Source organism: Rathayibacter sp. AY1C5 (assembly GCF_002931705.1).
Classification (GTDB): Bacteria; Actinomycetota; Actinomycetes; order Actinomycetales; family Microbacteriaceae; genus Rathayibacter.
Genome location: NZ_PSWD01000003.1, coordinates 158,233 through 182,392, shown reverse-complemented (window position 1 = coordinate 182,392; position 24,160 = coordinate 158,233). Strand labels below are relative to the sequence as shown.

The following is a 24,160-nucleotide window of genomic DNA, read 5'->3' as shown; positions in this document are numbered from 1 at the left end:
TCAGGACACTCCTTCGACGCTCAGCTGGGATTCGACGATCTCGCGGTAGGTCGCGTTCGTCTCGAGGAGCTCGTCGTGCGTGCCGCGGCCGACGACGCGGCCCGCGTCGAGCACGACGATCTGGTCGGCGTGGCGGATGGTCGACACCCGCTGGGCCACGATGATCACGGTCGCGTCGGTGGTGGCGTCGGCCAGCGACTCCCGCAGCCGCGCATCGGTCGCGACGTCGAGCGCCGAGAACGAGTCGTCGAACAGGTAGACCCGCGGCTTCGCGACGAGGGCGCGCGCGATGCAGAGCCGCTGGCGCTGCCCGCCGGAGACGTTGGTGCCGCCCTGCGAGACCGGCTCGTCGAGCCCGTGCTCCTTGCTCCGCACGAAGTCCTCGCCCTGGGCGATGCGCAGCGCCTCCCACAGCTCGGCGTCCGTCGCGTCGGGGCGGCCGAAGCGCAGGTTCGAGGCGATCGTCCCCGAGAAGAGGTAGGGGCGCTGGGGCACGAGCCCGATCACCTCGGCGAGCTGCGCCCGGTCGAGGGAGGAGACGGGCACGCCGTCGATCGTGACGCTGCCCTCCTGCGGGTCGAACAAGCGCGGCACGAGGCCGAGCAGGGTCGTCTTGCCGGCGCCGGTGGAGCCGACGACGGCCGTGGTGCGGCCCGGCTCCGCGACGATGTCGATGCCCGAGAGCACGGGGCGCTCGGCGCCCGGGTAGCCGAAGACGACCCCGGAGAACTCGACGCGGCCGCGCGCGGGCGTCGGGACTCCGCCCTGGGGCGTGGTGAGGCTGGTGCGGGCGTCGAGCACCTGCTGGATCCGCTCGGCGCAGACGACCGCGCGCGGGATCATCATCACCATGAAGACGCCCATCATCACGGCGGTGAGGATCTGGAGGAGGTACTGCAGGAACGCGGTGAGCGAGCCCACCTGCATCTGACCTGCGTCGACCCGCTGCCCGCCGAACCACAGCACGGCCGCGGTGGCCAGGTGCAGGATCATCATGATCGCGGGGAACATCAGCACGAAGATGTTGCCGACCTTGATCGACACCTCGGTGATCGCCGCGTTGGCCTTGCGGTACCGCTCGGACTCGAACGGCTCGCGCACGAAGGCGCGCACCACGCGGATGCCCGTGATCTGCTCGCGCAGCACGCTGTTGATCCCGTCGATCCGGTCCTGCATGAGGCGGAACAGCGGCAGCAGCAGGAACACCAGGAAGCCGACCACGACGAACAGCAGCGGCACCGACACCCAGACCAGCCAGGAGAGGCCGGCGTCCTCGCGCAGGGCGAAGACGATGCCGCCGACGCACATGATCGGCGCGGAGACCATGAAGTTGAGGGTCATCAGCACGAGCATCTGCACCTGCTGCACGTCGTTCGTGCCGCGGGTGATCAGGGTGGCCGTGCCGAAGCCGCCGACCTCGAGCCCGCTGAGCGAGTCGACGCGGCGGTAGACGTCGCGGCGCAGGTCGCGGCCGACGGACATGGCGGTGCGGGCGCCGAAGTAGACGGCTCCGATCGCCGCGGCGACCTGCACGACGCAGACGCCGAGCATGGTCATGCCGGTGCCCCAGATGAAGTCGGTGTCGCCGCGGCCGATGCCCTGGTCGATGATCTCGGCGTTGAGGCTCGGCAGGTAGAGCGCGGCGAGCGTCGCGACGAGCTGCAGCACGACGACGGCGGCCACCCACCGCGCGTAGGGCTTCGCGTAGGCGGAGGCGAGGCGGAGCAGGATCATGGGTCCTCCGGAGGGGCGGAGCAGGAGCGGGAGGGGAGGGGACCGGGCTGGGGAGCGCGGAGCGCCGGGGAGCCCGTCGGGCCCGCACGGCGCGGGCGGCGGCGGCGTCCGGACGGCACGAACGGCCGGTCGGGACGGCGCTAGACAACCATCGACCACCGACACCGGTTCCGCAATCCGCCGAGGGGATGACTCCCCCGGCCCGCGGCCGCCGGGACGCGCGGAGGACGCGCAGGAGACGTGTCGGCGGCGGCTCCTACACTTCCAGGATGCGCATCGCCACCTGGAACGTGAACTCCATCCGGGCCCGCACCGGCCGCGTCGTCGACTGGCTCGTGCGCGAGGACGTGGACGTCCTCGCCATGCAGGAGCTCAAGTGCAAGCCCGAGCAGTTCCCGCACGAGGCCTTCGCCGAGGCCGGCTACCACGTCGAGATGGTCGGGCTCAGCCAGTGGAACGGCGTCGGCATCGCCTCGCGCCTGCCGATGGAGGACGTGCAGGTCGGCTTCCCGGGCATGCCCGGCTTCGCGAAGGAGGCGGCGGCCGACGGCTCCTACCCGCTCGAGGCCCGCGCGATCGGCGCGACGGTCGACGGCGTGCGCGTCTGGAGCCTCTACGTTCCGAACGGCCGCGCGGTCGACGACCCGCACTACCTCTACAAGCTCGAGTGGCTCGCGGCCCTCGAGGCGAGCACCCGCGAGTGGCTGGCCGCCGAGCCCGACCTGCCGCTCGCCCTGGTCGGCGACTGGAACGTCGCGCCGCTCGACAGCGACGTGGGCGATCCGAGCCTCGGCCCCGGATCCACGCACGTCTCGATCCCCGAGCGCGCCGCCTTCGCCGCCTTCGAGGACGCGGGCCTGCGCGACGTCGTCCGCCCCCTCGTGCCCGAGGGCTACACCTACTGGGACTACAAGCAGCTCCGCTTCCCGCGCAACGAGGGGCTGCGGATCGACTTCGTGCTCGGCTCCCCCGCGTTCGGCGAGCTCGTCACCGGCGCCTCGATCCACCGCGACGAGCGCAAGGGCGACGCCCCGAGCGACCACGTCCCGGTGGTGGTCGATCTCGACCTGGAGACGACCCTCGACGACGACCGCCCGATGATCTTCTGAGCATGGCCTCGTCGAAGAAGAAGCGCGCGCGGGCCCAGGCCGCCTCGGCCGGTGCCTCCCGCCCCGCCTCCCGACCCGCGACGGCACGCCCTGCGACCGCCCGCCCTGCGACCGCCCGTCCCGCAGCCGCGCACGACGAGTTCCGGTCCGACGCCTACCGCTCGGTGGGCGAGATCATCGCCGCCGGGAAGCCGCGCCGGCGCCGCTGGGACCTCGTGCTCTCGATCCTCGGCTGCCTCGCCCTCGGCCTGCTCACGATCGTGCTCGGCTACCTCGCCGCGATCCTCTCGGTCTTCCCCGCGCAGTGCGAGGGTCAGAACTTCGCCTGCGACTTCGACCGGATCGACTGGGGCGTCTCGATCGCGCTGATCGGGCCGCCCGCGCTGACACTGATCGCCGTGGCCGTGACGGTCGTGCGCTACCTCGTGGGCCGCCGCGCGTTCCTCGTGCCGGTCATCGGGTTCGTGCTCTGCATCGCCACCGCGTTCCTCGCCTCCTCGCTCGTGACGAGCTCGATCCCCGGGTCGGCGCTGGTCTAGCACCGACCCGGGGGGCGCGTCAGCGGTCGGCGCGGTCGGCGCTGGTCCAACACCGACCCGGTGGCGCGCCAGCGGTCGGCGTGCTCGGCGCTGGTCCAGCACCGACCCGGAGGCGCGCGAAGGCGAGGTCAGCCGCAGGCGGGCTCGTCGTTCAGCGTCACCGCGGTGGGGTTGATCATCGGGGTCACCCGCACGGTCTGGTCGCCGAAGCCGGAGGCGTCGCCGGCGCTGAACTGCACGTCGAACGTCTCGGACTGGCCGGGCGAGAGCTGCACCGCGACCTTCGAGACGGGACGGCCGAGGTCGTCGAGGCTCTCGGGTCCGTACCCCGTGCCGTCGGCCCAGGCCGCGCTCGACACCGTGGTCCCGGGAGGGCCGTAGACGTAGATGTTGGTGACGAAGTCGCCCAGGGGGTACGCACCGCGCCCGCCGGCCGCGGCGACGTAGCCGGGCAGCGTCCGAGCGACCGCCTTCGAGATCGTGTTGGTCACGGTGACGGAGGTGGTGAAGACCGCGCCGGAGGCGGCGCACCGGCCCGCGCTCGACTGCGTGACCGCCGTGCTCAGGTAGTAGTCCATCTTCGAGCCGCCCGAGGCGTCCTGGAAGAACACTCCGGTGGTCGTGCCGTCGGTCGTCGTCTGCGGCAGGACCCCCGCGATCGGCGTGGGCGCGAGGAGCGCCTGCTCGTCGGCGTCGGAGCTGTAGGCGAGGATGCGGCTCTCGTCGACCGCCTTCACGATCGCCGGGAGCATCTTCGTCGGCTCCATCTCCCCGCCGAGGATCTTGCCCAGGACCGTCGCGCTCGCCTCCGAGAAGAACTCGTCGGTGCGCTCGGCCACGACCGACTCCGGGTAGCGGAAGTAGACCTCGTTGAGCAGGGTCGAGACGGTGTTCTCGCTCGTGAGGACCGTGCCGTCGGTGAGGGTCACGGGCCCGGTCGAGCCGAGGAGGTAGGAGAGGGCGACGGGGTCGATCGCGAGGACGCCGTCGATCCTCTGCTCGGGGAACTTCTGCGCCCAGAACTGCGAGGCGATCGAGGCGGCCGTCGGGAAGTCGGGGCGGCTGGTCGAGACGTTGAAGGTCGTCGCCATGTTCTCGCCGATGGTGTCGAGCGCGCTCTGGTCGACGGTGACGGGCGCCAGACCGCGGAAGTCGCCGCTGCCCAGCTGACGGCCGATCGAGATCGCGCCGCCGTCGACGTCGAGCTGCATCACCGACGACGCGCCGCCGCCCAGAGCCTGCGACTCCGCCAGGTTCTGGAACATCACCAGGTAGTGGCGCGGACCGGACGCTCCGAGGGAGTCGGGGAGGATCGCGGTGAGCGGCTCGACCTGCTCCATCGCCGCGGTCGCGGTGGCCAGCTGCGGAGTGAAGGAGTCGAGGGCCGAGGCGACCTGCGGCACCAGCGGGCCGCGGTCGATGCCCTCGACGCGGGTCTGCGCCGCGTCGACGACCTCCTTGGCGACGGTGATCTTCTGCGACAGCTCGGTGATCGCCGCGAGGTCGACCCTGCCGTCGACGGGCTTGAGGATGTCGAGCGAGGTCGTGGAGAGCGGCGTGACGATCCGGCCGGAGACGTCGTCGGCGATCTCGGTCGCGGCGCGGACCGCGGACAGGTTCGGCCCGAGGACGGGCACCACCTCCATCACCCGCCACACCGGGTCCTCGGTCTCGTCGCGCGCCTCGCCGGTGAGGGTCGCGATCCGGCCCGCGGTCTCCTCCGCCCCGGAGGTGTCGAACGTCGTCAGCCTGTCCGTCACCTGCGACACCAGCGGGATCGCCTCGGTCAGCTTGTCGCGGACGGTCATCGCCTTGTCGTAGGTGCGCACGCCGAGGAGCACCGCGACGACGGCGCCGATCAGCAGGACCAGGAGGACGATCAGCGTGATCCAGAGGCCGCGACGGCGGCGCGGCCTGCCGCGGGCGGAGCGGTCGGCGGACGTGGTGGTGCTCATTCGAGAGAGCCTAAGCGACGGTCGGCGGAGTGCGACCGGGCCCGCGCCACCGGCCCCGTCCCAGGACGAGGGACACGCGACGCGGATGCGCGGGCCGTCCGGCGCCTCCGCCGGGCCCGAGCGGGAGCCGGGGATGCTGCTCCGCTCAGCCCAGCAGGAGGGACACCCCGATGAGCACGGGCACCGCGGCGACCGTGGTCACGAGGGCCGTGTCGCGGGCGACGGCGACGCCCCGGTCGTAGCGCGAGGCGAAGGTGAAGATGTTCTGCGCGGTCGGCAGCGCGGCGGTCACCGTCACCACGAAGAGGTGCTCGGAGTCGAGGTGGAACGCGAAGCGCCCCAGCAGCAGCGCGACCGCCGGCATCACCAGCGACTTGAGCACGGAGGCGACGACCACCTCGACCCGCGCCGGCCCCGCCTCCAGCGGCCGCTGCCCGCGCAGCGACATCCCGAAGGCGATCAGCACCAGCGGGATCGACGCGTTGCCGATGATCGAGAACGGCTGCAGCACGGGCGCGGGCAGCTCGACGCCGGTGAGGGCGACGACGAGGCCGAGGGCGGAGGCGATGATCATCGGATTCCGCAGCGGCTGCGTGAGGATCGCGCCGACCGAGGTCCGCCCGCTCGTCGAGACGTCGAGCAGCGTCAGGATCGTCGGCGCGAGGACGATCAGCTGCAGGAGGAGCGTCGGGGCCACCCACTGCGGATCGCCCAGCACGTAGATGGCGACCGGCAGCCCGATGTTGTTGGCGTTGACGTAGGAGGAGGCCGCGGTCCCGATCACCGTCTCCGGCAGCGGGCGGGGGAAGAGCAGCCGCGAGGCCAGCACGTAGAGCAGGGCGACGGTCAGCACCGTCAGGAGCGAGACGAGCAGGAACGAGGAGAAGAGGACGGAGACGTCGGCCCGCGACAGCACGGTGAACAGCAGCGCCGGCGTCGTGACGAAGAAGGCGATCCGCGACAGGATCAGCCGGCTCTCGGGCGGGACGATCCGGAACCGCGCGATCAGGTAGCCGACCGCGATGACGACCCCGATGATCGAGAAGCCGGTGAGCACGCCCTCCACGCCGCCGCCTCCCCGCCGCGGCCCGTCCGCTGTCGCGCCTCCACCCTAGGCAGTGGCCGGGCGTTGCAGCGCCGGCGGGACGCGCCTACGGTGTGCGGCATGCCGCATCTCGAGGTCCCCGGCGCGAGCCTCTACTGGGAGGCGGACGGCCACGCCTCCGCGCCCGCCCTGCTGCTCGTGCACGCGGGCATCGCCGACCTGCGGATGTGGGACCCGCTCGTCCCCGACCTCTCGCGCGACCGGCTGGTGGTCCGCTACGACGTCCGCGGCGCGGGCGGAACGAGCACGGAGGACGTGGAGTACGACCCGCGCCGGGACGCCCTGGACGTGCTCGACCACCTCGGGGTCGAGCGCGCGGTGGTCGTCGGCTGCTCGCGGGGCGGGACGCTCGCGCTCGACCTGGCGCTCGAGCATCCGGAGCGGGTGACCGGCCTGGTCGTGATCGCGCCGGGCCTGGCGGGCTTCGACTACCCCGCGCTGACGGCGGAGGAGGAGCGGCGCTTCGGGGAGGTCGAGGCGCTGGAGCTCGCGGGCGAGCGGGAGGCCGCGGCGATCGTCGAGGCGGAGCTCTGGGCCGTGGGTCCCGACCGCTCCGCGGACGACGTGGCTCCGGAGTTCCTCGCGCGGGTCCGGGAGCTCGCGCTCACGGGCGTCGGCCACGAGGCGGAGGCCCCCCGCCCGATCGATCCCTCCGGGCCGGCGGGCGAGCGGCTCGGGGAGATCGCCGTGCCGACCCTCGTCGTGGCGGGCGCGCACGACCTCTCCGAGTCGCTGCCGGTCTGCGAGCACCTCGCCGCCGAGGTGGGCGGTGCCGAGCTGCACGTGCTCGAGGACGCGGCGCACCTGCCCGGCCTCGAGCACCCCGAGGAGTTCCTCGCGGTGCTGCGGCCGTGGCTGGAGCGCCACGGGATCTGATCAGGCCACGGCGGCCAGGTCGAACGCCCAGTCCACGTAGAGCTCCGGCGGTTCGCCCTGCTCGACGAGGTCGATCCGGTCGAAGCCGGCCTCGACGCAGGTCGCGCCCGCGTCCAGGTCGCTCTCCGCCACGAAGGCGTGCACGAAGCGGGGCACGGGGAACGCCGCCGCCTCCTCGAGCAGCATCCGCACGGAGGCCGCGGTGATGCCGCGGGCGTGCGGAGCGATGCTCCACGCCGCCTCGTAGGCGACGACGCCGCGCGAGCAGCCGTACCAATAGCCGATGGAGCCGACGGAGAGTCCGTCCAGCTCGACCACGTAGAAGAACGCGTCGCCGTCCGCCCAACCGCGCAGGTAGCGGTCGTGGCGCACGAGGATCTCGCTCTCGCTCTCGAGTCCGCCGCCCGCGTGCGCGAGGGTGTCGCGCAGGACGGAGGCGTCCGCCTGCGGCCAGGGGAGCAGGCGGAGGTTCTCGGGGTGGTGGTCGATGCTGGCTGTTCTCTGGTCGCTTCCGGGTTCGGGTCCCGTCACGCGCTCCGATCCTCTCTCTCAGGATGGCTCGCCGATCGAGCGCGCCGCCAGGGTGTTCGGCGCGCCTGTCCGATCGGATGTCTCCGCACTCGGGATGCGGACACGGTGTCGCCCCATTTTCGACCCGATCAGGGGAGGGAAACGGAAGCGGTGAGGAATCTAGCCCCGGACGGGGGGTGGCACCTGCACAACACCTGGGCAGCCGCTGACCGCGGGGCCTCCGAGGGGCGGCGGAGACGTGCGCCCGCCCCCGCGAGATCGCCGCTTCGCTCCGCTGAGACGCAAGAAAAGCGCGCGCACGAGCCCATACGCTCGGAGTCGGAGCGCGTTCCGCTCCTGCAGCCCCGTATCACCAGCGTGAGGAGGATCACCATGTCGCAAGCCGTGCAGAGCACCGTCGTCGGAGAACCCGAGGTCGTCGAGGACCGCGTGGAGGAGTCCGCCGCCTGGCTCGACCTGAAGGCGGCTGCCGCCGGGCTGCAGCCGCTCCAGTCCCAGGACGGCTCGCTCGCCGATCCCGAGCGGCTCGAGGAGGCGCGCACCCTCGTCGAGCGGATCGTCGCCGGCGTCCGCACCCTCGCCCCCGCGTTCCCGCACGACGCCGCGTACCTCGACGCGCTGGTCGTCGACCTCGAGCGCTGGAGCGCCGGCGGACTCGGCCTGCCCGACTTCCTCGACTCGCTCACCGCGTTCCAGCCGCAGCTCGAGCGCGTCGACGGCCGCCGCCACCTCGTCGTCTTCCCCATGTACACCCAGAACGGCAGCCGCGACCGCCACGTCGAGGCCGTCCTCGTCGAGGTCGTCTGGCCGCGGTTCGTCGCCGAGCTGGAGGCCGGGGACTACTCCAACGCCCTCTTCGTGCCCGTGCGCTTCGTCGACTTCACCGCCGGCTACGACACCGACAGCGCTGTGCTGTTCCCCGAGACGGTCGCGATGCGCTCCGTCCCGTCCTTCACCTGGGGCGCGATCTTCGCCGACCGCGAGGCGGCCCGGTTCCGCCGCGTCGTCACGGAGGCGGCCCGGATCACCCGTCTCGAGCTCCCGGAGGACGCGCAGCGCCTGGTGGCCGACCAGCGCCTGGCGGAGGAGTCCTTCGTGATGTGGGACCTCATCCACGACCGCACCCACATGCGCGGCGACCTGCCGTTCGACCCGTTCATGATCAAGCAGCGGATGCCCTTCTTCCTCTACTCGCTGGAGGAGCTGCGGTGCGACCTCACCGCCTTCCGCGAGGCCGTCGCCATCGAGCGCCGCCTCGGCGCGCTCGACCGCCGCGACGACGAGGAGGAGGCGCTGGCCGAGCGCTCGCGCTTCGTGCAGTACGCGATCCTGTTCGACCGGCTCTTCCGCTTCCCGCTCACCGGGTCGCGGGTGCGCAACTACGACGGCCTCGGCGGCCAGCTGCTCTTCGCCTGGCTGCACCAGCACGGCGTCCTGCACTGGACCGACACCCGGCTGGCGTTCGAGTGGGACGGCGTCGCCGACGTGGTCGTCGCCCTCTCGGACGCGATCGACGAGCTCTACTGGCGATCGATCGACCGGCCGAAGACGGCGCACTGGCTGGCCGCGCACGAGCTGATCGCGGCCACTCTCACTCCGCACCCCGCCTCCGCCTGGTCCCGCGGGCTCCCGGACGAGGTGCTGCTCGGCGCCCCGCGCGGGCTCACCGACGCGGTGCTGGACGACGAGTTCCCGCTGTCGATGTTCTACGAGGCCCTCGGGAAGAAGATGGGCGACGTCATCGCCTCGACCCGGGGCATCACCGGCCGGGACTGACGTCGCGCCCGGGAGGTGGCGGGGTGCGCTCCTCCGCCTCCCGGGGCCCCGTCCGACCGGCGTCGGTTAGCGTGGGGCGCATGCCCTCAGGTGACGGAGCCGCGGACCCGCTCGACGCGGGCTGGATCCGGCGAGCGCCGAGCCGGGCCGGATACGTGCGCGATGCGGTCACCGCGGGGATCCTGCTGGTGGCGACGATCGTCTCCGTCGCGCTGTACTCCTCGGCGGGCTTCCCGGACGCGGCGCACCCCGTCGTCAGCGCCCACTGGGCCGTCCTGATGACCCTTCCCCTCGCGCTGCGCCGCCGGTTCCCCGCGAGCGTGGCGGCCGGGCTCTCCGTCGTCTACGCGCTCGGGATCGTGCTCCAGGTGCCGGAGTCGCTCTTCGGCCAGATCTGCCTGTTCCTCGCGCTCTACACGGTCGGCGCGTGGGGCCGGAACCGGCGCACGGCGCTCGTCGTCCGAGTGGCGATCGCGGTCGGGATGCTGGGCTGGCTGCTCACCACCCTCGCCACGGGCGAGTACTTCGGCAGCTCCGTGCCGGTCGACGACTCCCCCGGCCTGCTCTCGCCCTACGCGGCGGAGTCGGCCCTCGCGGTCGTGTCGAACCTGCTCTACTTCGGCAGCGCCTACGTCTTCGGCGAGGCGTCGTGGCAGTCGGCCCGCCGGCTGGAGGCGCTCGAGACGCGCACGGCCGAGCTCGACGACGAGCGGGAGCGCTCCTCGCGGCAGGCCGTGTCCTCCGAGCGGCTGCGGATCGCGCGCGAGCTGCACGACGTGGTCGCGCACCACGTCAGCGTGATGGGCGTGCAGGCGGGAGCGGCGCGGCGGGTGCTGGCGCGGGATCCGGAGCGGGCGGCGGCATCGCTCAGCGCCATCGAGGGCGACGCGCGCTCGGCGATCGAGGAGCTGCACCGCATCCTGGTCGCGCTGCGCGCCGAGGACGCGGTCCCGAATCCGCTCACCGACGCCGCGTCCACCCGCGGGGTGGCCCAGCTCGAGGAGCTGGTCGCGGCGTCCAGCGGGTCGGGCCTGCCCACCGTCTTCCTCACCCTCGGCACGCCCCGCGAGATCCCCGCGACGGTGGGGCTCAGCCTCTACCGCATCGCGCAGGAGTCGCTCACGAACGTCCGCAAGCACGCGGGGCGCGGCGCGCACGCCGAGGTGCGCCTCCGCTACGCCCCCGACGCGGTCGAGCTCGAGATCGCCGACGACGGCGGGTCCGGCCCGCACCCGAGCGCTCCCGCCTCCTGCGGACTGGGGCACACCGGCATGAGCGAGCGCGCGGCCGCGGTCGGCGGCTGGATCGAGATGGGGCCGAGGGGCGGAGGCTACCTCGTGCACGCCCGGGTGCCGCTGTCCCCCGTCCGGGCGAGCGTGCCGGACGCCGACGACCCGGTACCGTCGTCGGAGACGTCGCGGGGGCGTCAGGAGCGAGCGAGCGGGGGCCGCCCATGACCGAGCACGTGCGCGTGCTGCTCGTCGACGACCAGGAGCTCGTCCGCGTGGGCTTCCGCATCATCCTCGAGTCGGAGCCGGGGATCGAGGTGGTCGGCGAGGCCCGCACCGGGCTCGAGGCCCTGCAGCGCGCCTCCGAGCTGCGCCCCGACGTGATCTGCATGGACGTGCAGATGCCCGGGCTCGACGGCCTGGCCGCGACCCGCGAGATCGTGGCCGACCCGCGCCTGTGCTCGCGGGTGCTCATCCTCACCACCTTCGACCGCGACGACTACCTCTTCGAGGCGCTCTCGGCCGGCGCCAGCGGGTTCCTGCTCAAGAACGCGTCGCCGGAGGAGCTGGTCGAGGCCGTGCAGGTGGTCGCCCGCGGCGACGCGATGCTCGCCCCCGACGTCACCCGGCGCGTGATCGAGCGGTTCGCGTCCGTGCCCGAGCGCACGCCGACCGCCGCCGACCACCCCGGAGTGGCCGATCTGACGGACCGCGAGCGGGAGGTGCTCGTGCACCTGGCGCGGGGCTGGTCGAACGCCGAGATCGCGGCCGAGCTGTTCGTGGGCGAGGCGACCGTGAAGACGCACGTCTCGAAGATCCTGATGAAGCTCGGCGTGCGCGACCGGATCCAGGCGGTCGTGTTCGCCTACGAGCACGGGATCGCGGTGCCGGGGCGCCCCTGAGCGGTGGGCCGGGCGGTCGGCAGCGGGGCGGACAGGTCGGAGGTGCTCGACGCCGGGGCGGTCAGCGCCGGGGCTGGCTCGAGGCCGGGCGCGGCGGGGTGCGGCGGACGAACTCCATCCGGATCTCCGGCACGATCTTCCGGTCGAGCACGACCGTCATGTAGCGGCCGTCGACGCGGGCGCCGATCGCGACCACGTCCGGATCGGTGTCCACGCGGTAGCCGCGCAGCGCCTCCCCGTCCACGATCACCGGGACGCCCCGCACGACGTCCTCGTCGCGGAGGGCGGCGGCGACCACCGGCATCCCGCCGCGGCGGCTGCGCACGCGGCCCGGGAAGGTGTTGCGGAGCACGTCGCCCATGTGGGCCGCGAGGCGGGACTCCAGGGGCCGGCTGCGCTCGGCGGGGATCGGCACGGAGGTGCGGACCGCCTCCCAGAGCACCGGGTACCGCATCCGCGTCACCTGGTCGACCATCCACGGCGGCAGGTGGTCGTTCTCGGCGCGCTCGATCGCGCGCTTCTGCTCGGGGGTCAGCGGGACGTGGTTGACGGGGTCGGCGCGGTTGCGCGGGTTCTTGTAGAACGAGTACGAGAGCGAGATCTCGACGAAGCGGCCGAGCGCCATCGTCTGCGCCGCGGCGAACTCCTCCAGCCTCGGCTGGGGCGCGAACGCGAGGACGGGATCGCCGAAGCGAGCCGCGATCTCGTCCACCCCGGGAGGGGCGGGCATGTCGCGGACAGCTCCCGTCGTGTCCATGCGCATACGTCAAGAGTGGCCTGCCTCCCAGCCGATACCAACTTCTTGACGGAGATCGGCTTTCGGGTCGTCGTCCTTTCACCTGCCCGAAACATGCGGGAGGCAGGAGGGGTGTCTCGGAGGGCGCCTCCGGGGCTCCTCCGGGCGGCGGGCTGCGAAGATGGAGGGATGAGCGCTCTGCACGATCCCGACGTCCGCGGCTTCGCCTCCGACAACTACTCCGGAGTGCACGACGAGGTCCTCGCCGCGATCGCCGCGGCCAACGGAGCGCACCAGATCGCCTACGGCGAGGACGTCTACACCGAGCGCCTGCAGGAGGCGTTCCGCCGCGAGTTCGGCGAGCAGGCCCAGGCCTTCCCCGTCTTCAACGGCACGGGCGCCAACGTCACCGGCCTGCAGTCGATGCTGCCGCGGTGGGGCGCCGTCGTCTCGGCGGGCACCGCGCACATCACCTCCGACGAGGGCGGAGCGCCGGAGAAGGTCGGCGGGATCAAGATCCTCACGGTCCCCACGCCCGACGGCAAGCTGACCCCGGCGCTGGTCGACCAGGAGGCGTGGGGCTTCGGCGACGAGCACCGCGCCCAGCCGCTCGTGGTCTCGATCACCCAGTCCTCCGAGCTCGGCACCGTCTACACCCCCGAGGAGGTGCGCGCGCTCGCCGACCACGCGCACGGCCTCGGCATGCGGCTGCACATGGACGGGGCGCGCATCGCGAACGCCGCGGCCGCCCTCGGCCTGCCCCTGCGCTCCTTCACGACCGACGCGGGCGTCGACGTGCTCTCGTTCGGCGGCACCAAGAACGGCATCCTGCTCGGCGAGGCGATCGTCGTGCTCGACCCGGCGGCCTCGACCGGGCTGACCTTCCTCCGCAAGACCAACATGCAGCTGTCCTCCAAGATGCGCTTCATCTCGGCGCAGCTGCTCGCCCTGCTCGGCGACGGCGGCGAGGAGGAGCCCCTGTGGCTCCGCTCGGCCCGGCACGCGAACGCCATGGCGGCGCGCCTGCGCTCGGGGCTCGAGGAGGCGATCGCCGCCGGACGGATCACCGGGCTCGAGTTCACGCAGCAGACCCAGGCCAACGCGGTCTTCGCGACGCTGCCGCCCGGAGTCGCGGACCGGCTCCGCGCCGCCTACCGCTTCTACGACTGGAACCCGGCGACCGGCGAGGTTCGCTGGGTCTGCTCCTTCGACACGACGGAGGACGATATCGACGCGTTCACGGCCGCGATCGAGCGCGAGCTGGCCGCGTGAGGGCCCGCCTCCCGCGCCTGGCGACGGTCGGCGCCGCGCTCGCCGTTCTCGTCTTGCTGACGGGCTGCACGTCGGCCGAGCGCTCGGACGTCGCGGCCACCCCGTCGGCGTCCGAGACCGTCGCTCCGACTCCCTCCGCGACTCCGACGCCCTCGCCCACGCCCACGGCCTCGACCCGCCTGGGCTGCGACTCCCTCCTCCCCGCCACGCGGGCGGCCTCGGCGCTGGGGGTCTCCCGCAGCGCTCTCGAGGGCAGCCGCGAGGTGACGACGCGCTCCTCGGGCGAGCTGATCCGCGAGGCCGCGGAGGAGAACGGCGGAGTGCTCCGCTGCGCCTGGTACGACGAGGACGCCTCGATCACCGCGGCCGCGGTCGACGACGCCGCCGAGGCCTTCGCCGGCCGTCCGGGCCCGCGCCTCGAGACCGCCGTCGAGGCCTACGGCTCCTGCACCGACGGCAGCTGCGACCTGGACCTGCTCGCCGGCGCCACCTGGGTGACGCTGCAGCTGCGCGGCGCCCCCGCGGCCGTCGACCTCGCCGCGCTGGCGACCGGCACCGCCTCCGCCGCGCTCGGCACCCTCGACGAGCCGGTCACCGCGACGGCGCCCGTCTGCACCGAGGTCCTGACGGCCGAGCAGCTGTCCGGTGCCGCCGGTCTCGCGCAGGCGACCGCGGGGACGGGGACCGGGACGCCGACCACCGCGTCGGCCGCTGCCGCCGCCCGGGCCGGATACGCCTCCTGCAGCTGGAGCGACGCCTCCAGCGCCGCCTACTCGGGCGTGACGGTCGACGCGCTCCCGAACGGCGACGACGGCTGGCGGAACCTCTCGCTGACCTCGGGCCTGGCGATCCCGCTCGAGCCGCTCGACGGCTTCGGCGAGAAGGCCCTGACCGGCTGCGCGGCGGGCGTCTGCGAGATCGACGCGCTGGCCGACGACGTGTGGTGGCGCGTGACCGTCACCGGCGACGCGGCGAAGGCCGAGGCCGTCGCCCGCGCCGTGCTCGCGAACGCCTGAACCGGGCACCCCGCTCCTCCTCCGAGAGCGGGTCAGCGCCAGTACTCGTACCAGGACGACTCACAACAGCCGAGGGACGCGTAGAGGCGGCGGGCGCCAGCGCTCTCGGCGAGCACCTGGAGCCAGAAGCGCGCGACGCCCCGGCCGGACGCGTCCTCGAGGAGGGCGCGGATCACGGCGGAGGCGAACCCGCGGCGCCGGGCGTCCGGCCGGGTCGCCAGGGCGAAGAGGCCGCCCCAGAGCTCGCCGTCCGGCGCCGTGACGAGCGCGAGGCGGCCGGTCGCGGCCGGGCCGTCCCCGTCGACGGCGAGAGCGTAGGAGGAGGGGCAACCCGCGAGGATGCGCTCGGCGACCGCACGCTCCTCCGCGCCACCGCGACCGTCCACCGACCACCAGAGGGCGAGCCAGTCCTCGTCGGGAGCCGGGGCGAGGCGGACGCGAGGCTGCGGCGCGGGCCTCGGCGGCACTGGCCTCGACGGCGCGGACCCCGACGTCGTGGACAGGGCGGCGAGCGCCTCCTGCACCGAACCCGTCAGCACGAGCGTCCGGTCGATCGGCGCGGCGCCCCGCTCGGCGAGCAGCCCGGTCAGACCGGCGGGGCTCGGCGGCCCGATCTGCACGAGGGGCGCGAACCCGTGCTCGCGGGCGAACGCCTCCGCCGCGTCGAGCGCCGCCTCCTGGTCGACGACGTCGCCGGACGCGAGCACCGAGTTCGCGCGCTTGGTGACTCCTGCGGAGGCGCGCAGCTCCCACGCGCCGAGGGGGCGCCGCACGAGCGCGGGCCAGGCGTCGGCGGCGAGGCGGTCGAGCAGGCGCGGATCCATCGGGCCACGGTAGCGGGAGCGGCGCCGGAGCCCTGTGGACGCCCCCGGAAACGGCTCCGGCCCGCCGGATCCGCCGCGGACGAGCCGAGCGGGATCCTGCGGGCCGGAGGCCGTGGAGGGACGAGCCCTACATGTTGATCATGTGCCCCTTGAGGCCGTGGAAGCCCTCCTGCAGCGCCTCCGACAGCGTCGGGTGGGTGTGCACGTTGCGGGCCAGCTCGGTCGCCGTGAGGTCCCATTTCTGGGCGAGCGTGAGCTCGGGGAGCAGCTCCGAGACGTCCGGGCCGATCATGTGGGCGCCGAGGAGCTCGCCGTACTTCTTGCTCGCGATGAGCTTCACGAAGCCGGTGGGCTCGCCGAGGCCGTGGGCCTTGCCGTTCGCCATGAAGGGGAAGGTCGAGACGGTGATCTCGTGTCCCTCGTCCGTCGCCTGCTTCTCGGTGAGGCCGAAGGAGGCGATCTGCGGCTGGCAGAACGTCGCGCGCGGCATCATCCGGTAGTCGCCCAGGGTCTGGGTCTCGGCACCGGCGAGGGTCTCGGCGGCGACGACGCCCTGCGCCTCCGCGACGTGCGCGAGCTGCAGCTTCGCGGTGACGTCGCCGATGGCGTAGATGTGCGGCACATTGGTGCGCATGTGGTCGTCGATCGCGATCGCGCCGCGCTCGGTGAGCTCGACGCCCGTCTTCTCGAGGCCGAAGCCCTCGGTGCGGGGGACCCAGCCGATCGACATGAGCACCTTGTCGACCTCGAGGGTCGACTGCGTGCCGTCCTTCGCGGTGTAGGTGACCGTGACGTAGCCGTCCTTGTCGACGACCGACTCGACCTTGGTCGAGGTCAGGATCTCGACGCCGAGCTTCTTGTACTGCTTCTGGATCTCCTTGGAGACGTCCGGGTCCTCGTTGGGGAGGGCGCGGTCCATGAACTCGATGATCGTCACGTCGACGCCGTAGTTCTTGAGGACGTAGGCGAACTCCATGCCGATCGCGCCCGCGCCCACGATGGCCATCGTGTCGGGGAGCTCGCGGGTCATGATCTGGGTCTCGTAGGTGACGACGTTCTCGGAGAGCTCGACGCCGGGCAGGAGGCGGACGCTCGCGCCGGTCGCGATGATCGCGTCGTCGAAGGTCAGCGACTCCGTGCCGCCCTTGCTCAGCTGCACGTCGAGGCCCTGCGGGCCGGTGAAGGAGCCGACGCCGTCGAACTCGGCGATCTTGTTCTTCTTCATCAGGAAGTGGACGCCCTTGGTGCGGCCGTCCGCGACCGAGCGGCTGCGGTCGAACGCCGCGCCGAAGTCGAACGAGACGTCGCCCGAGATGCCGAACTGCTTCGCCTGGGTGTGGAAGAGGTGGGCGAGCTCCGCGTTGCGCAGCAGCGCTTTGGACGGGATGCAGCCGACGTTGAGGCAGACACCGCCCCAGTACTGCTTCTCGACGACGGCGACGGACTTGCCGAGCTGGGCGGCGCGGATCGCGGCCACGTATCCGCCGGGGCCTGCCCCCAGGACGACGACGTCGAAGTGCTGGGCCATGGATGATCCTCCAGAGTCGTGGATGGTGGTGCGCGGGGTGACCACGCCGTCTCCCACCGTACCGTTCCGGGGCTCGGAGGCGGCCCGCTCCTCCGTGGGCGAACGCGCGTGCGGGCGCCTGCCGTGCGCGCGCGGGAATGCCCGCGGTGCGGGGACGGTTGGGCTCCACGGGCGACGGAGCCCCTCCCCCAGTCCCCCGCACGGAAGAAGCCCCGCGATGTCCGCCACCGCCTCCCGCACCGCCAGCACCAGCGCCCCGATCCTCGACGTCCTCGCGCAGCGCTGGAGCCCCCGCTCCTACGACGCGTCCGCGACCGTCTCCGACGAGACCCTCGCGTCCCTCCTCGAGGCCGCGCGCTGGTCCCCGTCCGCCAGCAACTCGCAGCCGTGGCGCTTCATCGTCGCCCGCCGCGGAACCGACGGGTTCGACCGCATCGTCTCGACGCTCGCCGGCTTCAACGGCGCCTGGGCCGGCTCCGCCGCCGTCCTGGTCGTCGCGCTGGCCGAGACCGTCGACTCCGAGGGGAAGCCGCGCCCCTGGGCCGTCTACGACCTCGGCCAGTCGATCGCCCACCTCAGCGTCCAGGCGCACCACGAGGGCCTGCACGTGCACCAGATGGCCGGCTTCGACAAGGACGCCGTCCGCGCCGCGTTCGGCGTCGACGAGCGCTTCGACCCGGTGACGATCGCCGCGGTGGGAGTCGCGGCCGACGCCGACGCGCTGGCGAACGAGACCCTCCGCGAGCGCGAGACCGCGCCGCGCACCCGCCTGCCCCTCGAGGAGCTCGTGCTCGTCCAGGCGTAGCCCTCCGGCGGAAGGCCTCCCCCGTCTGCGGACCGGGGAGGCCTTCCGCGTCCCACCCCCTGTGTTACTCCCCGTGTCGGTCCCCGCTGTGCCGCCGGGAGCCTCTCCGTACGATCGGACGATCCGCCCGCCCGTCCCGCTGCCCGGAGAGACATGCCCGCCACCCCCGCCGCCCGCACGAGCCTGGCCTTCGACGCCGAGCTCGGCCAGTCGGCGTTCCCCGTGCGCTTCGAGGGGGTCGGCCGCACCTTCGCGCCCGGGTCCCCCGTGCTGACGGACGTGACGCTCGAGGCCGCCGCGGGCGAGGTCATCGCGATCCTCGGCCCGAGCGGCTGCGGCAAGTCGACGCTGCTGCGCATCGCGGCGGGCCTGGACACCGCCTCTGAGGGGTCCGTCCTCATCGACGGCGCCCCCGTCTCCGGCATCGACCCGCGCTGCGCGGTGGCGTTCCAGGAGCCGCGGCTGCTGCCCTGGCGGAGCATCGCCGACAACGTCGCGCTCGGCCTGCCGCGCGGCACCCCGCGCCCGGCCGCCCGCGCCGCCGTCGACGAGCTGCTCTCGCTGGTCGGCCTCACCGCGCACGCCCGCTCGCGGCCCCGCGAGGTGTCCGGAGGCATGGCCCAGCGCGCCTCCCTCGCCCGCGCCCTCGCCCGGAACCCCGGCGTGCTCCTCCTGGACGAGCCCTTCGGGGCGCTCGACGCGCTGACCCGCCTGCGGATGCAGGACCTGCTGCTCGACGTGCACGCGGCGGCTCCGGCGACGATCCTGCTCGTCACCCACGACGTCGACGAGGCCCTCCAGCTGGCCGACCGCATCGTGCTCCTCGGGCGCGACGAGCCCGGAGGCGTCTCGCGCATCCAGCGGATCGTCACCGTCCCTGGAGCGCGGCCGCGCGACCGCGGCTCGGCGGAGCTCGCCGAGCACCGGGCCGAGCTCCTCGCGGGGCTGGGCATCGAGCGGCACTGACCCCGGGCGGATCGACCCGCATCCCTCCACCCGGGCGGCACGGTCCGGGCGGCACGGTCCGGGCGGCACGACCTCCCTCCCCAGCCGCCTCCTCCTCCCGCTCTCCACCGCACGAGCACCTCCCCGCACCGCCCCTCCCCTGCAGCGTCCACACTCGCTGTCACCGCATCCCCGAAGCCGAGGCCCCCATGTCGTTCACCAGCTCCCCGCTCACCCGCCGCACCGCTCTCGCCGGTCTGCTCACCGCCGCCGCCGTCCCGCTCCTCGCGGGCTGCGTGCAGGGCGAGGGCGGAGGAGGAGCGGCGGCCGCGACCGCCGACGCCGCCTCCGGAGGAACTCAGGGCGGCACGCTCACGCTCGACTTCGCGACGTACAACCCGCTGAGCCTGGTCATCAAGGAGAAGGGCTGGCTCGAGGCCGCCCTCGCCGAGCAGCAGGTCACCGTCGCCTGGGTGCAGTCGGCCGGCTCCAACAAGGCCAACGAGGCCCTGCGCGCCGGAGCGATCGACGTCGGCTCCACCGCCGGCTCCGCCGCGCTGCTCGCCCGCTCGAACGGCTCGCCGATCAAGACGATCGACATCTTCTCGCAGCCGGAGTGGTCGGCCCTCGTCGTCCCCGCCGGCTCGGCGATCACGTCGGTCGAGCAGCTCAAGGGCAAGCAGATCGCGGCCACCAAGGGCACCGACCCGTACTTCTTCCTGGTGCAGGCGCTCGAGGCCGCCGGGCTGGGCATCGGCGACGTGACGGTGCAGAACCTGCAGCACGCCGACGGCTGGGCGGCGCTGCAGAACGGCTCCGTCGACGCCTGGGCGGGCCTGGACCCGATCATGGCCGGCGCCGAGGCGGCCGGGGCGACCCTGCTCTACCGCAACGTCGACTTCAACTCCTACGGTCTGCTCAACGCGACCGAGAGCTTCCTCGCCGAGAAGCCGGACCTCGCGCAGACCGTCGTGAACGCGTACGAGCACGCCCGCGCCTGGGCGCTCGAGAACCAGGACGAGACGGCGAGCATCCTCGCCTCCGTCGCCGGCCTCGACGTGGCGGTGGCGACGACGGTCATCACCGAGCGCAGCAACCTCGACGTCGACAACGTCCCCGGCTCCGCGCAGACCGACGTGCTCGCCGTGATCGGCCCGATCTTCGTCGAGAACGGCGACGTCGCCTCGCAGCAGCAGGTCGACGACGCGCTCGACTCGCTGCTCGACGACACCTACGCCTCGGCGGCCGACCCGAGCGCCATCGGCGCCTGAGGGTCCGGCCCTCCGCCCCCGACCCCGTGATCCGAGGAGACCGACGATGACGATCCGCGACGACGACACCGCGACCGACGCCGATGTGCTGCGGCGGAGCGCGCTGTCCGCGCCGATGCCGGGTGAGCCCGGACTCGTGACGGCGGGCCCGTCGGTCGCGGCCTCCCAGCGCCGCCTCCGCGAGGACCGCTCCCACCCGCTCACCACGCGACGGTGGTTCGTGGTCGCGGGAGGCGCGGTCCTGCCCGTGCTGCTGCTCGCCGCCTGGCAGATCGCGACGACGACCGGGATGGTCTCGGTGGCGGTCTTCCCCTCGCCCGCGATGGTCTGGGCGGCCGGCGTCGACCTCGCCCAGCGCGGCGACCTCGGCCAGGACGTCGCCATCTCGACGCAGCGCGTGCTCATCGGGTTCGCGCTCGGCTCGGCGCTCGGGCTCGTGGTCGGCGCGCTCTTCGGGCTCTCCCGCGTCTGGGAGGTCGTCCTCGGGCCGACCCTCGGCGCGATCCGGGCGGTCCCGTCGCTGGCCTGGGTCCCGCTGCTGCTGCTCTGGATGGGCATCGGCGAGGAGTCGAAGATCACGCTGATCACGATCGGCGCGTTCTTCCCCGTCTTCACCACGGTGGCCACGGCGCTCGGCCACGTCGACCGGCACCTCGTCGAGGCGGGCCGCGCCTTCGGCCTCTCGGGCGTCCGGCTCTTCACGACGGTGCAGCTGCCCGCGGTGATCCCCTCCGTGATCTCCGGGCTGCGCCTCGCGCTCGCCCAGTCGTGGCTGTTCCTGGTCGCCTCCGAGCTCATCGCCTCCTCGATGGGCCTCGGCTTCCGCCTCATCGACAGCCAGAACAACGGCCGGATCGACCGGGTGTTCCTGGCGATCGTCCTGCTGGCCGTGCTGGGCAAGCTCACCGATGCCGTCGTCGGCGTGTTCCAGCGCTACGCCGTGAGGAAGTGGGCGTGAGCGCCGGGGAGGGAGCTCCGAGCGTGAGCGGGACGATCGCCAACCTGCTCGACGAGCACCGCCGGTTCCCCCCGCCCGCGGCCTTCGCCGCGCAGGCGAACGCGGGCGCGGAGGAGTACTCGCGCGCCGCCGCCGATCCGGTCGCGTTCTGGGAGGAGGCCGCCCGCCGCCTCGAGTGGGCGGAGCCGTGGCACACCGCCCACAGCTGGGAGCCTGCCGCTCCGCTGCCCGACGGCTCGCTCTCGGTGCCGCGCACGACCTGGTTCGAGGGCGGACGGCTGAACGTGGCCGTCAACTGCGTCGACCGCCACGTGGACGCGGGACGCGGCGGGAAGACCGCCCTCCACTTCGAGGGCGAGCGCGGCGACCGGCGGTCGATCACCTACGCCGAGCTCCAGCGCGAGGTCTCCCGCGCCGCGAACGCGCTGACCGCGCTCGGGATCGGTAAGGGCGACCGCGTCGTCGTCTATCTCCCGGTGATCCCCGAGACCATCGTCATCACGCTCGCGATCGCGCGGATCGGAGCGATCCACTCGCTCGTCTTCGGCGGCTTCTCCGCCGAGGCGGTGCGGTTCCGCGTGGAGGACACCGGCGCGAAGCTCCTGGTCACCACGGACGGGCAGTTCCGGCGCGGAGCGGCGGTGCCGGTCAAGGCGAGCGCCGACCGGGCGGTCGAGGGCGTCGCGTCGATCGAGCACGTCCTCGTCGTCCGCCGCACCGATGAGACCGACGTCCCGTGGACCCCGGGCCGCGACGTCTGGTGGCACGAGCTGGTCGACGCGCAGAGCGACGTCCACGAGGCCGAGGCCTTCGACTCCGAGACGCCGCTGTTCATCATCTACACCTCCGGCACGACCGGGAAGCCCAAGGGGCTGGTGCACACCAGCGGCGGCTACCTCACGCAGGCCTCCTGGACGCACTGGGCCGTGTTCGACGCGAAGCCGGACGACGTGCACTGGTGCACCGCCGACCTCGCCTGGGTCACCGCGCACACCTACGAGATCTACGGACCGCTCTCGAACGGGCTCACCCAGGTGATCTACGAGGGCACCCCGAGCACCCCGCACACGACCCGGCACTTCGAGATCATCGAGCGGTACGGGGTGACCGTCTACTACACGGCGCCGACGCTGATCCGGACGCTGATGACCTGGTTCCCCGAGGGCGTGCCCGACCGGTACGACCTGTCGAGCCTGCGCCTGCTCGGCACCGTCGGCGAGTCCATCAACCCCGAGGCCTGGGTCTGGTTCCACGAGGCGATCGGCGGCGGGCGCTGCCCGATCGTCGACACCTGGTGGCAGTCCGAGACCGGCGCCGCGGTGATGTGCCCGCTGCCGGGCGTCTCGACCCTCAAGCCGGGCTCGTCGCTCGGAGCACTGCCCGGGCTCGGCGTCCTCGTGGTGGACGAGCACGGCGAGCGGGTGCCGAACGGCTCCGGCGGGTACCTCGTGGTCGACCGGACAGGGCCGGCGCTCGCCCGCACCGTGTGGGGCGACCCGGAGCGGTACCGCGACTCCTACTGGGCCCGCTACGCGTCCCAGGGGTGGTTCTTCTCGGGGGACGGCGCGAAGTACGACGCCGACGGCGACGTCTGGGTGCTCGGCCGCGTCGACGACGTCATCAACGTCTCCGGGCACCGCCTGTCCACGATCGAGATCGAGTCGGCACTCGTCGCCCATCCGGCCGTCGGCGAGGCCGGAGTCGTCGGAGTCGCCGACGCGACGACCGGCCAGGCCATCGCGGCGTTCGTCATCCCCTCCGACGAGGCCGTCGACCGCGCCGAGGAGGACCCGGCCTACTGGGCCGCGCTCGGCACGACGCTCTCGGCGCTCCTGCGCGACCACGTGGCGGTCGCGATCGGTCCGATCGCCAAGCCGCGCGACGTGGTGGTGGTGCCGGATCTGCCCAAGACCCGCTCCGGCAAGATCATGCGGCGGCTGCTCGGCGACATCCGCGACGGCCGCCCGCTCGGAGACGTGACGAGCCTCCAGGACGACACCGTCCCGGCGCGCATCGCCCGCATCGTCGCCGAGCGCGGGTAGGCGCCGCGCCAGTCGGACGCGGCGGGCGGACCCTGTTTCGGGGAGGCGTCGGGAGCCTGCGCGTCCGCGGCGAGGAGGGGCCGCCGGGGAGCATCCGGAGTAGCGTGAAGCCGTGCGCGACGTCCAACAGCAGATCATCTCCGAGCTCCACGTCTCCCCCGCCGTCGATCCGGCCGTCGAGGTCGAACGGCGCAGCGGATTCCTCGCCGACTACCTCCGCAGCACCGGCGCGAAGGGCCTCGTCCTCGGCATCAGCGGCGGCCAGGACTCGAGCCTCGCCGGGCGCCTCTGCCAGCTCGCGGTCGAGCAGGTCCGCGCGAGCGGCGGCGACGCCTCCTTCATCGCGGTCCGCCTGCCGTACAAGGTGCAGGCCGACGAGGAGGACGCCCAGCTCGCCCTCACGTTCATCCGCCCGGACCGCCAGGTCGTCTTCGACATCCACCAGGGCGTCGACGGCGTGGCCGCAGCATTCGGCGACGCGGTCGACGAGCCGATCAGCGACTTCGTGAAGGGCAACGTGAAGGCGCGGATGCGGATGATCGCGCAGTACGCGATCGCCGGCCAGGCCGGGATGCTCGTCGTCGGGACCGACCACGCGGCCGAGGCGGTCACCGGCTTCTTCACGAAGTACGGCGACGGCGGCGCCGACGTCCTCCCGCTCACCGGCCTCACCAAGCGGCAGGGGCGCTCGCTCCTCGAGCACCTGGACGCACCGGCCCGGCTCTACGAGAAGGCGCCGACCGCGGACCTGCTCGACGACAACCCCGGCCAGACCGACGAGACGAACCTCGGGCTCACCTACGCCGACCTCGACACGTACCTCGAGGGCGGCGAGGTCGACCGGGCCGTCGCCGAGGCGATCGAGGCGCGGTACGCCGCGACCGAGCACAAGCGCCAGGTGCCGCTGTCGATGTTCGACGACTGGTGGCGCTGAGCCGCCACTGACCGCTTCCAGCGGCCGGCAGCTCAGGACCGCACGGGGCCCCGCTGAGGCGGGGCTCCCGTGC

The 24,160-nt window shown here is 73.1% G+C and carries 21 protein-coding genes; 14 read left to right on the top strand and 7 right to left on the bottom strand.

What is annotated here, in order from left to right:
* Entirely contained in the window at window positions 1–1,734 is a 1,734-nt protein-coding gene (locus C5C57_RS04475) for an ABC transporter ATP-binding protein (RefSeq protein WP_104297342.1), read from the bottom strand.
* 269 nt (window positions 1,735–2,003) lie between these two features.
* On the opposite strand from C5C57_RS04475, the gene C5C57_RS04470 reads away from it, so the two are divergent.
* Complete coding sequence (locus C5C57_RS04470; protein WP_104297341.1) at window positions 2,004–2,843, top strand: exodeoxyribonuclease III; 840 nt, start codon at window positions 2,004–2,006, stop codon at window positions 2,841–2,843.
* Between the two features lie 2 nt (window positions 2,844–2,845).
* The gene (locus tag C5C57_RS04465; protein WP_104260953.1) at window positions 2,846–3,382 is read left to right on the top strand and encodes a hypothetical protein; all 537 of its coding nucleotides are present in this window, start codon (window positions 2,846–2,848) and stop codon (window positions 3,380–3,382) included.
* Between the two features lie 128 nt (window positions 3,383–3,510).
* On the opposite strand, the gene C5C57_RS04460 is transcribed toward C5C57_RS04465, so the two are convergent.
* Both C5C57_RS04460 and C5C57_RS04455 read right to left on the bottom strand, forming a co-directional pair.
* Window positions 3,511–5,337, bottom strand: a complete 1,827-nt coding sequence (locus C5C57_RS04460; protein WP_104222808.1) for a DUF4012 domain-containing protein — start codon at window positions 5,335–5,337, stop codon at window positions 3,511–3,513.
* A gap of 145 nt (window positions 5,338–5,482) precedes the next feature.
* Window positions 5,483–6,403 carry an AEC family transporter gene (locus C5C57_RS04455; RefSeq protein WP_104222809.1) on the bottom strand — a complete coding sequence of 307 codons (921 nt, stop codon included), beginning with the start codon at window positions 6,401–6,403 and terminating at the stop codon, window positions 5,483–5,485.
* A gap of 99 nt (window positions 6,404–6,502) precedes the next feature.
* Between C5C57_RS04455 and C5C57_RS04450 the strand changes: the two genes are divergently transcribed.
* Window positions 6,503–7,318 carry an alpha/beta fold hydrolase gene (locus tag C5C57_RS04450; protein WP_104273543.1) on the top strand — a complete coding sequence of 272 codons (816 nt, stop codon included), beginning with the start codon at window positions 6,503–6,505 and terminating at the stop codon, window positions 7,316–7,318.
* Here C5C57_RS04450 and C5C57_RS04445 read toward each other — a convergent pair whose 3' ends face one another.
* On the bottom strand, window positions 7,319–7,849 hold the full coding sequence (locus C5C57_RS04445; protein WP_104222811.1) for a hypothetical protein: 531 nt from the start codon (window positions 7,847–7,849) through the stop codon (window positions 7,319–7,321).
* 372 nt (window positions 7,850–8,221) lie between these two features.
* On the opposite strand from C5C57_RS04445, the gene C5C57_RS04440 reads away from it, so the two are divergent.
* The 3 genes from C5C57_RS04440 (at window position 8,222) to C5C57_RS04430 (ending at window position 11,756) form a co-directional block, all read left to right on the top strand.
* On the top strand, window positions 8,222–9,625 hold the full coding sequence (locus C5C57_RS04440; protein ID WP_104297340.1) for a DUF6421 family protein: 1,404 nt from the start codon (window positions 8,222–8,224) through the stop codon (window positions 9,623–9,625).
* Window positions 9,626–9,705: 80 nt separating this feature from the next.
* The gene (locus C5C57_RS04435) at window positions 9,706–11,082 is read left to right on the top strand and encodes a sensor histidine kinase (protein WP_104260958.1); all 1,377 of its coding nucleotides are present in this window, start codon (window positions 9,706–9,708) and stop codon (window positions 11,080–11,082) included.
* Window positions 11,079–11,756, top strand: a complete 678-nt coding sequence (locus C5C57_RS04430; protein WP_104247976.1) for a response regulator transcription factor — start codon at window positions 11,079–11,081, stop codon at window positions 11,754–11,756. The genes C5C57_RS04435 and C5C57_RS04430 overlap by 4 nt, the downstream gene beginning before the upstream one ends.
* Before the next feature lie 61 nt (window positions 11,757–11,817).
* Here C5C57_RS04430 and C5C57_RS04425 read toward each other — a convergent pair whose 3' ends face one another.
* A complete protein-coding gene (locus C5C57_RS04425) occupies window positions 11,818–12,513 on the bottom strand; it encodes a hypothetical protein (protein ID WP_104239200.1) in 696 nt (231 codons plus the stop codon).
* Between the two features lie 168 nt (window positions 12,514–12,681).
* Here C5C57_RS04425 and C5C57_RS04420 point away from each other — a divergent pair, with 168 nt between their 5' ends.
* Both C5C57_RS04420 and C5C57_RS18000 read left to right on the top strand, forming a co-directional pair.
* Window positions 12,682–13,764 (top strand): low specificity L-threonine aldolase, encoded by a 1,083-nt coding sequence (locus C5C57_RS04420; protein WP_104222816.1) that lies wholly within the window; start codon window positions 12,682–12,684, stop codon window positions 13,762–13,764.
* Window positions 13,761–14,780: a hypothetical protein gene (locus C5C57_RS18000; protein ID WP_104297339.1), complete on the top strand. Its 1,020-nt coding sequence runs from the start codon at window positions 13,761–13,763 to the stop codon at window positions 14,778–14,780. Before C5C57_RS04420 ends, C5C57_RS18000 begins: the two co-directional genes overlap by 4 nt.
* A gap of 32 nt (window positions 14,781–14,812) precedes the next feature.
* Here C5C57_RS18000 and C5C57_RS04410 read toward each other — a convergent pair whose 3' ends face one another.
* Complete coding sequence (locus C5C57_RS04410) at window positions 14,813–15,604, bottom strand: N-acetyltransferase (protein ID WP_104297338.1); 792 nt, start codon at window positions 15,602–15,604, stop codon at window positions 14,813–14,815.
* A 127-nt stretch (window positions 15,605–15,731) separates the two neighbouring features.
* Window positions 15,732–17,132, bottom strand: coding sequence for a dihydrolipoyl dehydrogenase (gene lpdA, locus C5C57_RS04405; RefSeq protein ID WP_104222818.1), 1,401 nt, complete (start codon window positions 17,130–17,132; stop codon window positions 15,732–15,734).
* 217 nt (window positions 17,133–17,349) lie between these two features.
* Between lpdA and C5C57_RS04400 the strand changes: the two genes are divergently transcribed.
* From C5C57_RS04400 to nadE, 6 genes are all read left to right on the top strand, one after another.
* Window positions 17,350–17,937, top strand: coding sequence for a nitroreductase family protein (locus C5C57_RS04400; protein ID WP_104297337.1), 588 nt, complete (start codon window positions 17,350–17,352; stop codon window positions 17,935–17,937).
* Between the two features lie 153 nt (window positions 17,938–18,090).
* On the top strand, window positions 18,091–18,903 hold the full coding sequence (locus C5C57_RS04395; protein ID WP_104222820.1) for an ABC transporter ATP-binding protein: 813 nt from the start codon (window positions 18,091–18,093) through the stop codon (window positions 18,901–18,903).
* A gap of 188 nt (window positions 18,904–19,091) precedes the next feature.
* Window positions 19,092–20,153: an aliphatic sulfonate ABC transporter substrate-binding protein gene (locus C5C57_RS04390; RefSeq protein ID WP_104269041.1), complete on the top strand. Its 1,062-nt coding sequence runs from the start codon at window positions 19,092–19,094 to the stop codon at window positions 20,151–20,153.
* A 46-nt stretch (window positions 20,154–20,199) separates the two neighbouring features.
* On the top strand, window positions 20,200–21,111 hold the full coding sequence (locus C5C57_RS04385) for an ABC transporter permease (protein ID WP_258068242.1): 912 nt from the start codon (window positions 20,200–20,202) through the stop codon (window positions 21,109–21,111).
* A 23-nt stretch (window positions 21,112–21,134) separates the two neighbouring features.
* On the top strand, window positions 21,135–23,153 hold the full coding sequence (gene acs / locus C5C57_RS04380) for an acetate--CoA ligase (RefSeq protein ID WP_104297361.1): 2,019 nt from the start codon (window positions 21,135–21,137) through the stop codon (window positions 23,151–23,153).
* A gap of 112 nt (window positions 23,154–23,265) precedes the next feature.
* Window positions 23,266–24,087, top strand: a complete 822-nt coding sequence (nadE, locus tag C5C57_RS04375) for an ammonia-dependent NAD(+) synthetase (RefSeq protein ID WP_104222821.1) — start codon at window positions 23,266–23,268, stop codon at window positions 24,085–24,087.
* Window positions 24,088–24,160: the final 73 nt, after the last annotated feature.

Coding starts and splice junctions, on each gene's coding strand:
- C5C57_RS04385 (WP_258068242.1), top strand. CDS start 20,200: ATGACGATCCGCGACGACGACACCGCGACCGACGCCGATGTGCTGCGG.
- lpdA (WP_104222818.1), bottom strand. CDS start 17,132: ATGGCCCAGCACTTCGACGTCGTCGTCCTGGGGGCAGGCCCCGGCGGA.
- C5C57_RS04440 (WP_104297340.1), top strand. CDS start 8,222: ATGTCGCAAGCCGTGCAGAGCACCGTCGTCGGAGAACCCGAGGTCGTC.
- C5C57_RS04460 (WP_104222808.1), bottom strand. CDS start 5,337: ATGAGCACCACCACGTCCGCCGACCGCTCCGCCCGCGGCAGGCCGCGC.
- C5C57_RS04400 (WP_104297337.1), top strand. CDS start 17,350: ATGTCCGCCACCGCCTCCCGCACCGCCAGCACCAGCGCCCCGATCCTC.
- C5C57_RS04475 (WP_104297342.1), bottom strand. CDS start 1,734: ATGATCCTGCTCCGCCTCGCCTCCGCCTACGCGAAGCCCTACGCGCGG.
- C5C57_RS04430 (WP_104247976.1), top strand. CDS start 11,079: ATGACCGAGCACGTGCGCGTGCTGCTCGTCGACGACCAGGAGCTCGTC.
- C5C57_RS04450 (WP_104273543.1), top strand. CDS start 6,503: ATGCCGCATCTCGAGGTCCCCGGCGCGAGCCTCTACTGGGAGGCGGAC.
- C5C57_RS04470 (WP_104297341.1), top strand. CDS start 2,004: ATGCGCATCGCCACCTGGAACGTGAACTCCATCCGGGCCCGCACCGGC.
- C5C57_RS04465 (WP_104260953.1), top strand. CDS start 2,846: ATGGCCTCGTCGAAGAAGAAGCGCGCGCGGGCCCAGGCCGCCTCGGCC.
- C5C57_RS04395 (WP_104222820.1), top strand. CDS start 18,091: ATGCCCGCCACCCCCGCCGCCCGCACGAGCCTGGCCTTCGACGCCGAG.
- C5C57_RS04410 (WP_104297338.1), bottom strand. CDS start 15,604: ATGGATCCGCGCCTGCTCGACCGCCTCGCCGCCGACGCCTGGCCCGCG.
- C5C57_RS04425 (WP_104239200.1), bottom strand. CDS start 12,513: ATGGACACGACGGGAGCTGTCCGCGACATGCCCGCCCCTCCCGGGGTG.
- C5C57_RS04435 (WP_104260958.1), top strand. CDS start 9,706: ATGCCCTCAGGTGACGGAGCCGCGGACCCGCTCGACGCGGGCTGGATC.
- C5C57_RS04420 (WP_104222816.1), top strand. CDS start 12,682: ATGAGCGCTCTGCACGATCCCGACGTCCGCGGCTTCGCCTCCGACAAC.
- C5C57_RS04390 (WP_104269041.1), top strand. CDS start 19,092: ATGTCGTTCACCAGCTCCCCGCTCACCCGCCGCACCGCTCTCGCCGGT.